Origin of the sequence: Streptomyces sp. MNU89 (assembly GCF_020982505.1) — a bacterium.
GTDB classification, from domain to species: domain Bacteria; phylum Actinomycetota; class Actinomycetes; order Streptomycetales; family Streptomycetaceae; genus Streptomyces; species Streptomyces xinghaiensis.
In genome coordinates this window covers 6,138,276-6,152,256 of the sequence record NZ_JAJKLL010000001.1, presented here as the reverse complement: position 1 = coordinate 6,152,256, position 13,981 = coordinate 6,138,276, and the positions used below count along the sequence as shown (strand labels likewise).

The window sequence follows — 13,981 nt, the reverse complement described above, 5'->3', positions numbered from 1 at the left end:
CACTGACATGGGTCCTGACGGCAGGCCAGGCAGGTTCCGGTGGCCGGTCCGCGTCAGTGCGGCGGCAGGGGCCGGACTCCCAGCCTGCGGTGGCGGAGGCGGCGGGCGGCCAGCCGGGCCTCCGGGCGTTCGGCGCGGAGCAGGGCGAGTTCACGGCCGAGCACCTCACCGAGGTGGGTGAGGAAGCGGCCGGGGTCGTCGGCGGCGTCCGTCACGGCGTCCGGGCCGGAGCCGGAGCCCGGGCCCGGCTCGGACGGGCCGGGTTCGGCGACCACGCGGTCCACGATGCCGTGCGCCAGCAGATCGGCGGAGCGCACGCCCTGCTGGGCCGCCACCTCGTCGGCCCGCTCCGTCGTCCGGTGCAGAATCGCCGAGGCGCCCTCCGGGGGCAGTGGGGAGAGCCAGGCGTGCTCCGCGGCCAGCACCCGGTCGGCGGGCAGCAGCGCCAGCGCGCCGCCGCCCGCGCCCTGGCCGAGCAGCAGGCACAGCGTCGGCGCGGGCAGAGTGACCAGATCGGCCAGACTGCGGGCGATCTCGGCGGCCAGGCCGCCCTCCTCGGCCTCCCGGGAGAGCGCGGCACCGGCCGTGTCGACGACGGTCAGCAGCGGCAGCCCGAGTTCGGCGGCGATGCGCATACCGCGCCGGGCCTCACGCAGCCCGCCCGGCCCGAGCGGGGGCGCCGCGCCGTCGTGCCGGTCGTGGCCGAGGACGACGCACGGGGTGCCGCCGATACGGGCGAGCGCGAGCAGCAGCCCGGGGTCGTGCTCGCCGGCGCCGGTCCCGCTGAGGGGTGTGACCTGCCGGCCGGCCGCCTTGAGCAGGGCCCGCACCCCGGGGCGCCCGGGGCGCCGTGACCGCCGGATCGAGTCGGCGGTGGCGGAGACAGCGGTGGCGGGGACCTCGGGCCCCGCCCCGGCGGGGCTCTCCGTCACGGCGGAGGCCCGGGCGCCGTCGGCGGCCGCCGGGTCCCGCCGCGGTCCCCGTGCCGCCGCTCGTGCCCTACCGCCGGAGACCGTCGCGGCTCCGCCGTCCGGTACGCCCGCGGGCGATGGCGCCGCCGGTGCCCCCGGGCCGCCGTCCGCTCGTGCCGCCGGGCCCGCCGCCTCCGGTCCGGACAGAGGCGGCGGGACGGTGCCGGCGGTGTCGTCGCAGAGCACGTCCAGCGCGTCCGCGACCACCGCGGGCAGTCCGCGGGCGGGCAGCACCGCGTCGACCAGGCCGTGGGCCAGCAGGTTCTCCGCCGTCTGCACGCCCGGGGGGAACTCCTCGCCGTACAGGGCCTGGTGGACGCGCGGTCCGAGGAAGCCGATGAGCGCGCCCGGTTCGGCGGCGGTGAGGTGTCCGAGCGAACCCCAGGAGGCGAGGACCCCGCCGGTCGTCGGATGGCGCAGATACACCAGGTACGGCAGGCCGGCCGCCTTGTGCCCGGCGATGGCGGCGGTCACCTTGACCATCTGGACGAACGCGACCGTGCCCTCCTGCATCCGGGTGCCCCCGGAGGCGGGTGCGGCGAGCAGCGGCAGCCGTTCCGCCGTCGCCCGTTCCACCGCGCGGACCAGCCGCTCCCCCGCCGCCACCCCGATCGAGCCGGCCAGGAAGCGGAACTCGCAGGCGACCACGGCCACCCGGCGGCCCCGGATCCGGCCCTCACCGGTGATGACGGACTCGTCCAGGCCGGTGCGCTCGCGCGCCCGTTCGAGGTCGGCGCGGTAGCCGGGGTCGCGGGTGGTGACGGGGACGGGCTCGTCCCAGGTCCGCCAGCTGCCGCCGTCCAGTACGGCCTCGATCAGCTGGAGCACGGGCTCGCGGTCGCTCGGTCCGGTCATGGGAACACCCTGCCACGGGGCGCCTTCCACCGGTTCACCAGGCCGGACGCCCGTGGGAGGACCCGGGTCCCCCACGAGTTCGCCGGTACGGATGCGGGCGTGGCCCCGCCCGGAACGGCGGAGGGTGGGGCGGGGCGGCGGAAAGCGGGGCGTTTGAGGTGGGTTGCTCCGGGAACCGGGCGGTATGGCCATTTCACAGCGCAAGAGCAGCGCCGGCGTCACCGCCCGACGGGTGTTCCCGGACAGCGCCGGGCCCGGCCGCTTCCTGTCCGCCGTCGACCGGCTGGAGCGGACGGAAGAACTCGATCCCACCATCGACTGGCTGCGCGGGCGGATCCGCCGCCTGCCGCTCGGTCCCCTCCGCGACGCACTGCACGGCCGGTGGCTGGGACACCCGCTCCATCCGGTGCTGGTGCAGGTGCCGATCGGCGCCTGGCTGTCCGCGGCCGTGCTCGATCTGCTGCCCGGCGAGCGGCGCGAGGCCGACGCGCTGGTACTCCTCGGACTGTCCGGTGCCGGTCCCGCCGCGGTGGCCGGCTGGGTGGACTGGGCCGAACTGCAGAAACCGCAGATGCGGGTGGGGTTGCCGCACTCCGTCTCCAACGCGGTGGGCGTGCTGCTCTACGCCGGTTCGCTCGCCGCCCGCAGGTCGGGGCTGCGCGGTCTGGGACGCACGCTGGGCTTCGCCGGGCTCACGGTGGTCGGCATCGGCGGGGCGCTGGGCGGCCACATGGCGTACCGGCAGGCATCCGGCGCCAACCACGCCGAGGACGTGCCGCACCGGATGCCGCCCGGCTGGCACCCGGTGGGCGACATGGCGCAGCTCCCGGTGGAGCGGCCGGTGCGGCGCCGGGTCGGCGAGGTGGACGTGGTCGTCGTGCGGGAGCCGGGTGGCGACGTGCACGTCCTGGCCGACCGGTGCACGCATATGGGCGGTCCGCTGTCCGAGGGCGAGGTCGCCGACGGTTGCATCACCTGTCCCTGGCACGGCAGCGCCTTCCGGCTGTCCGACGGCTGGAACGTGCGCGGCCCGGCGACCGCGCCCGAGCATTCGTTCGAGACGCGGGTGGTCGGCGGCCGGCTGGAGATCCGGCTGAGCGACTAGGTCCGGGACGCCGTCCGGGCCTCCGTGGCGGCGGGTCCGGGGGTGGAGGAGGGACGCGGCCGTACGCCCCGCCGCGGGGGTGCGGCCGCGTTCTCCGTACCGGGGTGACGGGGGGACGGCTCCCGGCTCTCCGACTCCTGGCTCTCCGCACAGAGGTTTCCCGAACAGGCTTTCCCCGCAAGGGCGTGACGCGGCTCCACGGTTCCGCGGCCCTTCAGCCGTGCCGGCCGGGTCAGCGGTGTCAGTCGCGCGCCCGCGCGCACGCCGGGTCGTCGCCCTTCCGGACCGCGCCGCAGTGGAACACCTCCACCGGCGGAGTGGTCCGGTCGGAGATCTTCTCAACCCGCAGCAGCGAGATCCGCTTGTCGGTCGGCTCCCCCTTCCCCGTGGTGCCGTACACGGTGCTGCCCGTGGCCCCGTAGTACGGGTTGACGTAGTTCTGGTGCAGCACCTCGGCGTGGACCGCCGCCGGGTTGATCGCCTGCGGATCCCAGGGCTGCCCGGGTTCGCGGACCCGCGCCACCAGGGTCTCGACGGCCCGGAGCAGCATCCCGGCCGAGTCGTACGCGAGTCCGACCCGCTCGCCGACCCGGTCGTCGGCGTCCCCCCGGCCGAGGCAGCGCGGCGGGCTGAGCAGCCCCTCCTCCCTGACCGAGCGCAGAAAGCGGTCGGCCGCCTCGTCCCGCTGCCGGCGGACGCGGGTCTCCAGCGCCTCGCAGGTGGACAGCGCGGCCTTCGACACATAGGTGAGCGGGACGGTGCCCGGCGCGCCCTTCCGCAGCTCGGGGTTGGCCATGTAGCGGTTGACGGAGTCGTCGGCGACCAGGTGGCGCGGCGGGTTGTTGCCGCAGGACGTGCGGAGCGCCTGCAGGAAGCCGTTGAACTCCGACCACCGCCCGGCGAAGAACAGCATGCCCGGGTAGCCGCACTCCCGGCTCAGGTCGTCACCGCTGCCGAAGAACGACGGTTCCCCGTCCAGCAGTTCGCCGCCGAGGCTGTCCCGGAGATCGTCGAGGAGGGTGGAGACGTAGTAGTCCTCCTCCAGGGAGGAACGCTCCCCGTGGGTGTAGTACACGCGGACGTCCCGCACCCGCAGTACCCCGCGCGCGTACGCCGCGATCATCTCCGCCTGGTCGCGGTTGGGCGCGGCCATCTGGAGATAGAGCTTGGAGTTGCGGTCCATCCGGTCCCCGGAGAGGGTGGGGGCGATCGCGGGAAGTCCCGCCCGGTTGAGCCGTTTCAGGGCCTCGGCGGTGCTGCGGCGGCTCTCGACCAGGCCGATGACGCCGGCCACCGGGGCGTCGGACTCCTCACGCGCCAGGTTCGCGATCATGCTGACGGCCGCGTCGGCGTACCGCATCTGGAAACCGGCGTTGGCGACGACGACGCGCAGCAGCGGGGCACCGTAGTTGCTCGGCGGCTCCTGCACCCCCTGGTACTGGGCGACCGCGAGACCTTCCAGCTCCTCCCGCTCGGCCGCGTAGGCTTCCTCGTTCTGCTTGGTGGAGCGGCCGGTGAGCGTGCCGAGATAGACCAGCGTGACGTAGGGGCGGCGGCGGCCGCTGCGCTCCCAGATGTCCCGCGCCTCGCGGTTCTGCTCGAAGATCCGCTCCTGTACCCGGCGGAGGTTCTCCTGGCCGGGCTGGTCGTTGAACTTGAAGCTGCTGTCGTCGCTGTGGCCGACGCACTCCCCGCCCATGGCGCGGACGGAGACCTGCCCGGAGAACGGGACGTGCAGGCAGTCCGGCCCGCCCAGCCACCGGCCCGCCCAGACGGCGCCGGGCGCCAGCAGGGCCAGGCACACCCCGACGGCGAGGGTGCGGCGCGCGAACCAGGGCGGCGCCGGCGCCGTGATCCCGGACGGGCCGCCGGCCGGCTCGCCGTCACCCCGCGGCGGGGTCCGGACCAGCAGGAACCAGGCACGGTCCGCCCGGGCGTGGCGTCTGCGGTCCAGTTGCTCCTCCCACTTGCGCCACTCCTCCTCGGCCCCGCCGGGATCGAGGTCGGCGAGCCGGACGGTGGTGTGCGGGCCGCCGCCGGCGACCGGGGTGGGCCGCTCGGTCGCGTAGACGGCCAGCAGCGGGTCCCAGCGCCCGGTCTCGTCCCGGACGTCGTTGAGGAGGCCGAGCAGCACCTCGCCCGCGTCGCCGGACCGGCCGCCGAGGATCAGCGCCACCGGGTAGGCGGTGCGCCGCCAGCCGCGCACGCGCCAGGGCGGCCGGGCGTACGCCCGGCGCAGGTCCTCCAGGAAGGCGTGCACGAGCAGCCGGTTGAGCTGGTCGGGGTCCTCGCCGTGCCGCGCGCCGGCGGTGAGCCGCTCGGCGAGGGCCGGGAACGTGCCCGACTGCGCCGGGGCCAGGTAGTGCTGGCGCATGAACCAGCGGTACTGGCGGCCGACGCCCGGGATGCGCCCGGAGACGGCGATGCGGAACAGCGCCGCGGGCACCACCTTCCGTACGAACTGCCACACGAGGTGGTAGAGCGCTCCGAGCTGCCCGGCGGTCTCGTGTGCGGCGGCGGGCTCCTCCACGAGCCGCCGCCGCTGCCGCAGCCGGCGGACGAGTTCGCCGGGCACGGCGTCGGAGTCGAGTTCGGACACATCCTGTTCGAGCAGCCAGGTCAGCAGCCCGAAGTGACGGAACCACAGCCGGTCCCCGCCGAAGGTCTGGACGGACAGCGCCGCGCGCAGCCCGTTCAGCAGCGGCAGCACGGGAAGCGCGCCGTCCGGCCGTCCGGCCTCGGCCCAGGCGTGCGGGACGCGTCTCCGTGGGGGCGCGTCCAGCCGATCGCGCAGCACCCTCAGCGCGGCCGGACTGCCCCGTCCGCTCAGCCAGATGACCGGCAGCCTGCGGTCCCGGGGCCGCGGCCGCCGCACGAGGAAGGCGGCCAGCCGGAGCAGCCCCACCGTTCCCCGGGGCGCCACACCGCTCCCGCTCCGCCCGCCCGTCCTGCCGCTTCCGCCGGGATCCCGGCGGGCCGGGCTCTCCGTCTCCGGTTCCCACTCCCCGTCCACGCGCTCCACTCCCCCGTCACGCGACTCGTGAAGTCCACTTCTAGCAACAGCCGTCACCGCCGAGAAGGCAACGGTCCGAATTCCCCCGCGGAGGCGGCCACTTCACTTTGCGGGCCGGTGCTCCGGGGCGGCTGCCGGTCCGGCGGCGCTGCGCGGGCCGCCGCCTCCTTAACGACCGCTCAGCCGTTCCTTAACGGCGGCATAAGGATCGCTCCCGCCCCGTCCCGGCGGCGGATTCCGGTCTTCCGCGGGGCTAGCGTGCTGAGCGCCGGGGCGGGTTCCGGCCGCCGGTGCCGCACTTCGGGGGGCCGCACCGGAGTGCGCCTCCCCGCCCGGCCCCCATGCCGCGCCTGAGTTCCACCGTGTAAGGAGACCCCCACGATGACCGTACGTCGCAAGGCCGCCGGAACCGCTCTCATCGGTGTCGCGCCGCTGGCGCTGACCGTGCTCACCGCCGTCCCCGCGGCCGCGCACGGATCGATGACCGACCCGGTCAGCCGGGTGTCCGCCTGCTTCGCCGAGAACCCGGAGAGCCCGGACTCGGCGGCCTGCAAGGCGGCTGTCGCGGCCAGCGGCACCCAGGCGTTCTACGACTGGAACGAGGTCAACATCCCGAACGCCGCCGGGAAGCACAAGGACATCATCCCGGACGGCAAGCTGTGCAGCGCGGGACGGGACAAGTACAAGGGGCTCGACCTGCCGCGCGCGGACTGGCCGGCCACCGCCCTGTCCGCCGGGAAGCACACCTTCCACTACAAGGCCACCGCTCCGCACAAGGGTTCGTTCGAGCTGTACATCACCAAGGCGGGCTACGACCCGACGAAGCCGCTGAAGTGGTCGGACCTGGAGGCCGAGCCGTTCGCCGAGGTCACCGACCCGAGCCTGGTGAACGGGGAGTACGTGTTCGACGGCACGGTGCCGGCGCGCTCCGGCCGTCACCTCGTCTACAGCGTCTGGCAGCGCTCGGACAGCCCCGAGGCGTTCTACACCTGCTCGGACGTCACCTTCGGCGGCAGCGCCGCGAGCGGTGCCGGTGCGGGCGCGGACGGCGGTCCGGAGGCGGCCGCACCGGACGACGACCAGATCGAGGCCGCCGCCGGCAAGTCGACCGTCAGCCACGGCGGTCACGGCGGTGACGAACACCCGGCCGGAGACACGGACAAGCCCGTCACGCAGGCCGCGCCGGCGGACGGAGCGGACGCGGACGACACCGCGGCGGACGCGGACGGCACGGGCAACGCCCCGAAGGCGGACGGCGCGAGCGGCCCGGCCGCGGGCGCCGAGCGGGCGGGCGCGGGCACGGAGGAACTCGCGCAGACCGGTGGCGACAGCTCCACCACCCCGCTCGCCGTCGGCGGTTCGGCCGTCGTGGCGCTCGGTGCCGCCGTGCTCCTCGCCTCCGCCCGCCGCCGGGCGGTCCGCCGGCGTGGCTGAGCCGGACGCTCTGACGCTCCGGCGTCCGGGCACCCCGGCGTCCGGACGCCCCCTGACGCCCTGACGGACACTCCGGCCGGGCCCCCGCCCGGCCGGGCCGGAGCCGCCGTCACGGGCCGCCGCCGCCCTCTTCCCCGCACGGGGAGAGGGCGGCGGTTCCGTAGGGTGCCGGTCGGCACCGCCCGTCAGGCGGCGTGCCGCCCCGGGGAGCGGGGCGGGCCGCCCCGGCCCCAGCGGCGCGGGCCGCGCGCCGGAGTCCCGTCCGGGTCGCCGCCGCCCGGGCTCCGGTCCGTCCCCCGGTCCAGGGCCGCCGCGGGGCGGGCCGCGGCGGCGCCGAAGCGGGCGCGGGCCCGGTCGGTGACGGCCTCGATCCGGCGGGACTTGTCGTCGGCCGTATCGAACGTCAGTTGGCGCGCGGCGTGTTCCACCGGTGTCAGATCCTCCGCGCGCAGCGCGACGGCGCGCACGCGGGCGCGCTGCAGACCGAGGACGTCGTGCAGGGCGTACGCGGCGCCGGTCAGCGCCGGGGTGTGGTCCGTGGGTTCGGCGAGAGCCCGGGTGCGGCTGGTCGTAGAGCGGTCGGCGTAGCGGACGGTGAGGGTCAGCGCCCGTGCGACCCGCCCGTCCGCACGGAGCCGTGCCCCGAGCTCGTGCGCGAGCGTGAGCAGCGCCCGGCGGCGCTGGTCCGGGTCCAGTTCGTCGTGGTCGAAACGGTGTTCCGCTCCGGCGGAGCGGGCGGGGGCGTTCGGTGTGACGGGGGTCGGGTCGATGCCGTGCGCCTGCTCGTATACCCGCCGCCCGGTGGACGCGCCCAGGATGCGCTGGAGGGTGGCGGGCGGTGCGGCGGCGATCCGGTCGACGCTGTCCAGCCCGTAGGTGGTCAGGGCGCGCACGGTCGCCGGCCCGACGCCGTGCAGTCCGGAGGCGGGCTTGCGGGCGAGGAAGGCGGTGACCGCCCGGGGTTCGCCGGGGACGGTGCTGATCGCGCCGGGCGGGCCGTCGTGCGCGGCCATCCGGGCGAGCAGCGGGTTGGCCGCGACCCCGACGGTGCAGTCGACGCCGTACCGGGCGAGCGCCCGTACCCGGACGAGGGCGGCGAGTTCCGCGGCGTCCCGGCCGAAGTAGCGGAGCGCGCCCCGGACGTCGGCGAGCGCGGCGTCGGGCGGCAGGGCCTGGACGACGGGGGTGAACTCGGTGAGCAGCCCGCGCAGTCCCTCGTAGGTCTCCTCGTCGGGCGGCCCGCCGCCGTCGGCGGCCCGGAACCGCAGGTACAGCACATGCGGCCGGGCCGGGGCCGCCCCGGCGGCGCCCTGCCCGGCGGGACCACTCCCGGCGGCCCCGGCTCCGGCACCGGCAGAGGCGGCACCGGCGGGCGCCTGCCCGGCGGGCGCGCCGCTCCCCGTCCTCCTCCCCGTGCTCCCCGTGTTCACCGGCCCGCGCTCCCCGGGCTGGAGTGCCACAGCTTGCGGCCGGTGGCGGCGCCCTCACCCGCCGGGCGCAGATCCGCCCACGGGTGCATCTCGTAGCCGTTGGCGAGCCGTATACGGCGGCCGTCCGCCGCCCGGCGGACCCGGCCGCCCCGGCGCCCCGCCGCCCCGGCCGCGTCACCCGCGCCATCGGCGTCGCCCGCGCCGCCGCCGCCCTCCCCGCCGCCGGACCCGCGTCTCCCGGGGCTTCCGGGCGGGCGGAGCCAGGGTGGCGAGGCGGGCCGCGACCGCCTCCAGGCCGCCGTCCTTCCGGAGCGCGGCGAGTTCGGCGAGGTCCCAGGCGCGGCGGCCGACCACGGTGAGGCTGCGGGCACCGCGCCGCTCCACGGTGCCGCGGACGAGCAGCAGCCAGGAGTGGAAGACGGTGTGCGCGCAGTCGGCGTGGCTGTCCTCGAAGAAGGTGCAGTCGGCCAGCCCCGTCCCGTCGTCGAGGGTGGTGAAGACGATGCGGCGGCCGGAGCGGATGGGCGGGGTCTGGGTGGACGCCTTGGCGCCCGCGACGAGGACGGTCTCGCCGTGCCGGGCGGCGCGCAGCCGCCGGGCCGTGACCACGCCCAGCTCCTCCAGGAAGGCCGTGTGCTCGCTCATCAGGTGCCGGGAGACGTCCATGCCGAGCACGCCGAGCTCCGCGCCGGTGCGTTCCGACGCGTCGAGGTCGGGCAGCCCGGCCGGTTCGGTGACGAACCCCGCGCCGCCCGCGCCGTCGGCGGCGTCGGCGGCGGCGGCGTCGAGCGGGAGCTGGCCCGGGTGGGCGGCGGGGTCCTTCTGCCGGCGGTACAGCTCGCTGATGTGCAGCAGCAGGTCGCGGCGGTTGCCGCCGAAGGCGTCCAGCGCGCCGACCCGGGCGAGCCGTTCGGCCACGGGACGACCCGGCCGGGCCCGGCGCCACAGGTCGGACAGGGAGGTGTAGGGCTGTCCGGCGGCGATGCGCCCGGTCTCGGCCTCGCTGATGCCGTGTACGTCGGAGAGGGCGAGCCGGATGCCGTAGACCCCCTCGGTCCCTTCAGCCGTCCCGGCCGTCCCGGCCGCCCCTGTTTCCCGGGTTTCCCCGGTCCTTCCGGTCTCCTTCCCGCGCTGCTCCTTCCGCCGCTCCCGCGCCTCCCTCTCAGACACCAGTTCGATTCGATAGGCGGCCCCCGACCGGTTCACGTCCAGCGGCAGGATCGGCACCCCCCGCCGCCGCGCGTCCGCCAGCAGCAGCCGCTTCGGGTACATCCCGGGATCGTGCGTGAGCAGGCCCGCGTAGAAGGCCGCCGGATGGTGCGCCTTGAGCCAGGCGGACTGGTACGTCGGCACGGCGAAGGCCACGGCGTGCGCCTTGCAGAAGCCGTACGAACCGAACGCCTCCACGATCTCCCAGGTGCGGGCCACCACCTCCGGCGCGTACCCCCGCCCGGCCGCCTCCCGGGCGAACCAGGCCCGCACCCGCCCCTGCCGCTCCGGAACGGACAGCGCACGCCGCGCCTCGTCGGCCAGCCCCCGGTCGCAGCCGGTCATGACCGAGAGGATCTGGATGATCTGCTCGTGGAAAACGACGACGCCATGGGTCTCGCGCAGCGCCGGCTCCAGGTCCGGATGCGGATAGCGCGGCGCCCGCCGCCCGTGCCGGGCCTCGATGAAGGGCCGGACCATGTCGGCCGCGACCGGTCCGGGCCGGAAGAGCGAGATGTCGACCACCAGGTCGTGGAAGGTGGCGGGCTGCAGCCGGCCGACCAGATCGCGCTGGCCGGGCGACTCGATCTGGAAGCAGCCGAGGGTCTCGGCGGACCGGATCAGCTCGTACGTGGCCGGGTCGCCCGGCGCCACCTGCCCCGGGTCGTCCAGGTCCAGCCGTTCCCCGGTCGCCCGTTCGATCTCGGTCACCGCGTGCGCCATCGCGGACTGCATCCGCACCCCGAGGACGTCGAGCTTCAGCAGCCCCAGCTCCTCCACGTCGTCCTTGTCGAACTGGGACATCGGGAAGCCGTCCGGGCCGGCGCTCGCGACCACCGGGGTGCGGTCCCGCATCGAGGCGTCCGAGAGCAGCACGCCGCACGGGTGCATGGCGATGCCGCGCGGCAGCCCGTCCAGGGCCTCGACCAGCCCCCACAGCCGCTCGTCCGCGCCGTGCCCGGCCGCCACCTCGCGCAGTTCGGGCAGTTCGCGGAGGGCGGCGCGGGCCTCGCGGGCCCGGATGTGCGGAAAGGCCTTGGCGAGCCGGTCGGTCTCGGCCGGGTCCATGCCGAGCGCCGTCCCGACATCGCGGATGGCGTGCCGCACCCGGTAGGTCTCGGGCATGGCGACGGTCGCCACCCGGTCGGCGCCGAAGCGGTCGAAGATCGCGCGGTAGACGTCGAGGCGGCGCGCGGACTCGACGTCGATGTCGATGTCGGGCAGCGCGGCCCGGCGCTCCGAGAGGAAGCGCTCCATCAGCAGGCCGTGCTCCACCGGGTCGGCGTGCGCGATGCCGAGCAGATGGTTGACGAGGGAGCCCGCGCCGGAGCCCCGCGCCGTCACCCGGATGCCCAGGGCACGGGTGTCGTCCACGACCCGGGCGACGGTGAGGAAGTACGAGGCGAAGCCGAGCCGTTCGATGGTGCGCAGCTCGTCCTCCAGCCGTTCCCAGCGCCGCCGGTCCCGGTCGTGGCCGCGCAGCACCATGCCGGCGGCGCAGCGGGAGCGCAGCACGCGGTCGGCGGTGCGCCGGCCCGCGCCCACCAGGCGCGGCTCGGGGAAGTGGACGGTGCCGAGGCCCAGGTCGTCCTGGGGGTCGACGAGGCACCGGGCGGCGGTCCGTTCGGTCTCCGCCAGCAGGCGGTGCGCGGCCTCCCGCCGGAAACCGGCGGCCTCCGCGACGCGCAGGGCGGTCTCCGCCATCTCCCGGGGCCCCTTGAGCCAGCCCTCGCCGCTGTCGAGGGAGCCGGGCCGGCGCGGGTCGACGGGGACGAGCCGGCGGGCGGAGTCCAGGACGTCGGCGACCGGGCCCTGCCCGGGGTCGGCGTAGCGGACGGCGTTGGTCAGCACGGCCGGTACGCCCTGCTCGGCGGCGAAGCCCAGGGTGCGGGCGGCGAGCCGCAGCGAGCCGGGGGCGGTGGCGCCCCGGGCCTCGTCCGGCCGCCGGTGGTGGGTGACCTCCAGCCGGAGCGCGTCGCCGTACAGTTCCCGCCAGGGGGCGAGCAGCCGGGCGGCACGGTCGGGACGGCCGGCGGCGAGGGCGCGGCCGGTCTCGGAGTCCGGGCCGAGCAGGACGGTCAGGCCGCCGTCGGCCGCGGAGCGCTCCAGGGCGCCCCGGTCGTCCAGCAGGGGACGTCCGCTCTCCCCGGTGTGGGCGGCGGAGACGAGACGGCACAGGGCGGCCCAGCCGGCGGCTCCGTCCCGGGCGAGGAAGACCGCGCGGGGCGCGGACTCGTCGATGAACGCCCCGCCGCGCACCGGTGTGCGCCGGCGGGCCGTACCCCGGTCCGCGCCGTCCGGTGCGGACGGGCCGCTCCCCGGTCCGTGCGGCTCCGTACGGCCCGGCCGGCCGGCGGGCGGCAGCACGTTTTCGGCCACGGCGAGCCCCGCCCCGAAGATCGGCCGCACCCCGCCCCGGCGCAGGCGCGGGCGAACCGGACCGCTCCGGCCAGGGTGTCCCGGTCGGTGAGGGCGACGGCGTCCATGCCGCGCTCGGCGGCGCGCTCGGCCAGCCGCTCGGGGTGCGAGGCCCCGTAGCGGAGGGAGAAGCCCGAGACGGCGTGCAGATGAGTGAACCCGGACATCCGCACCTCCTGCCGCTCGCACACCCCCTGACCAGCCCTGCTCTCCGTCCCCCGGCACCACCATAACCAATTTCTCGAACACTCGTACGATACCTGCGCCGGAACCGGAGTCCGCCGGGGCCACCGGCCGCGGAGCCCCCGGGAACGCCGCCGGCCCCCGGACACCAGGGGTGTCCGGGGGCCGGGTTCCGCCGCGGAATCCGCGGGGAGGGCGGGTACGAGACGGCGGGGTGCGTCAGCCGATCGAGGCTCCGAACGCGGAGAGCGCCTCGGGGACCGGCTGGAAGAAGGTCGTGCCACCGGAGGAGCAGTCGCCGCTGCCGCCGGAGGTCAGACCGAGGGCCGTGCTGCCCGCGAAGAGCGAGCCGCCGCTGTCACCGGGCTCGGCGCAGACGGTGGTCTTGATCAGACCCGACACCGACCCCTCCTGGTAGTTGACGGTCTCGTTGAGGCCGGTGACCTCGCCGTCGTGCACCTGGGTGGTGCTGCCGCTGCGCTGCACCTGCTGGCCCACGGTCGCGTCACCGGCCCGGGTGATCTCCTGGGTGCTGCCGTTGTAGAGGTTCACCGCGCTCGGGTGGTCGGCGCCCGAGGCGTACTTCACCAGGGCGTAGTCGTTGCCCGGGAAGCTGGACTCCTCCATGGTGCCGATCGTGGCACCGCCGGAGGAGCCGGACCAGCTGCTGCCCTGATCGCCGCAGTGGCCGGCGGTGATGAAGTACGGCTCGCCGCCCTTGACCACGTTGAAGCCGAGCGAACAGCGCCCGCCGCCGCTGTGGATGGCGTCGCCGCCCGCGGCGAAGGGCTTGAACTCGCCGGCGACCCGCTCGACGGCCGCCCGGCCGTCCAGCCCGTCGACGACCTTGTTGAGCTTCTCCAGCTTCGCGCCCTTGACCGTGCTGTCGGCCGTGACGACGACCTTGTTGGTCTTCGGGTCGACCGACCAGGAGGTGCCCGGGATGGTGGCCTCGGCCTTCAGGGTGGCGCGGGCCGACTTCAGCTCGGCGAGGGTGTGCTCGACGACTCTCGCCACGGCGCCCCGCTCGCGGACGTCCTCGGCGGCGCCCTCGTCCACGACGTTGACGACGAGCTTCCGCTCCTTCGCGTCGTAGTACGAACCGGCGGCCTCGTCCCCGAGGTCGGAGAGGAGCGCGCCGGCGAGCTTGTCGGCCGAGGCGGCCGACAGCGTGGCGGGGGCCGGGGCCGGTTCCGCGGTGGTCGCGTTGGCGCTGTTCAGCGTGAACGCGCCGGCGACGAGGGCCGCGACGCCGGCTCCGGCGATCGCGATGCGGTGGCTGGGTATGCGTCGGTGCTTCAAGGAGTGGCCTCCAGTGGGGGGTTGGGCCCTGCCGTGGGGAGCGTGGGGCCCGGAGGAAAGA

Annotated in this window: 6 protein-coding genes and 1 pseudogene; 2 read left to right on the top strand and 5 right to left on the bottom strand. The window is 76.0% G+C overall.

The window, feature by feature from the left end; all coding sequences use genetic code 11:
* Positions 1 to 53: 53 nt before the first annotated feature.
* Positions 54 to 1,826: an acetyl-CoA carboxylase carboxyltransferase subunit alpha/beta gene (locus E4N63_RS26260; protein WP_230241830.1), complete on the bottom strand. Its 1,773-nt coding sequence runs from the start codon at positions 1,824 to 1,826 to the stop codon at positions 54 to 56.
* 184 nt (positions 1,827 to 2,010) lie between these two features.
* Between E4N63_RS26260 and E4N63_RS26255 the strand changes: the two genes are divergently transcribed.
* Positions 2,011 to 2,931, top strand: a complete 921-nt coding sequence (locus E4N63_RS26255) for a Rieske 2Fe-2S domain-containing protein (RefSeq protein ID WP_125626098.1) — start codon at positions 2,011 to 2,013, stop codon at positions 2,929 to 2,931.
* 241 nt (positions 2,932 to 3,172) lie between these two features.
* On the opposite strand, the gene E4N63_RS26250 is transcribed toward E4N63_RS26255, so the two are convergent.
* Entirely contained in the window at positions 3,173 to 5,854 is a 2,682-nt protein-coding gene (locus E4N63_RS26250) for a hypothetical protein (RefSeq protein WP_230241829.1), read from the bottom strand.
* A 471-nt stretch (positions 5,855 to 6,325) separates the two neighbouring features.
* Here E4N63_RS26250 and E4N63_RS26245 point away from each other — a divergent pair, with 471 nt between their 5' ends.
* Positions 6,326 to 7,378, top strand: coding sequence for a lytic polysaccharide monooxygenase (locus E4N63_RS26245; RefSeq protein WP_125626100.1), 1,053 nt, complete (start codon positions 6,326 to 6,328; stop codon positions 7,376 to 7,378).
* A 185-nt stretch (positions 7,379 to 7,563) separates the two neighbouring features.
* On the opposite strand, the gene E4N63_RS26240 is transcribed toward E4N63_RS26245, so the two are convergent.
* The 3 genes and pseudogenes from E4N63_RS26240 to E4N63_RS26230 form a co-directional block, all read right to left on the bottom strand.
* Positions 7,564 to 8,646 carry a helix-hairpin-helix domain-containing protein gene (locus E4N63_RS26240; protein ID WP_125626101.1) on the bottom strand — a complete coding sequence of 361 codons (1,083 nt, stop codon included), beginning with the start codon at positions 8,644 to 8,646 and terminating at the stop codon, positions 7,564 to 7,566.
* A gap of 158 nt (positions 8,647 to 8,804) precedes the next feature.
* A pseudogene (locus E4N63_RS26235) lies at positions 8,805 to 12,602 on the bottom strand (DNA polymerase III subunit alpha).
* A 235-nt stretch (positions 12,603 to 12,837) separates the two neighbouring features.
* Positions 12,838 to 13,920, bottom strand: a complete 1,083-nt coding sequence (locus E4N63_RS26230; protein ID WP_125626724.1) for a S1 family peptidase — start codon at positions 13,918 to 13,920, stop codon at positions 12,838 to 12,840.
* Positions 13,921 to 13,981 lie beyond the last annotated feature (61 nt).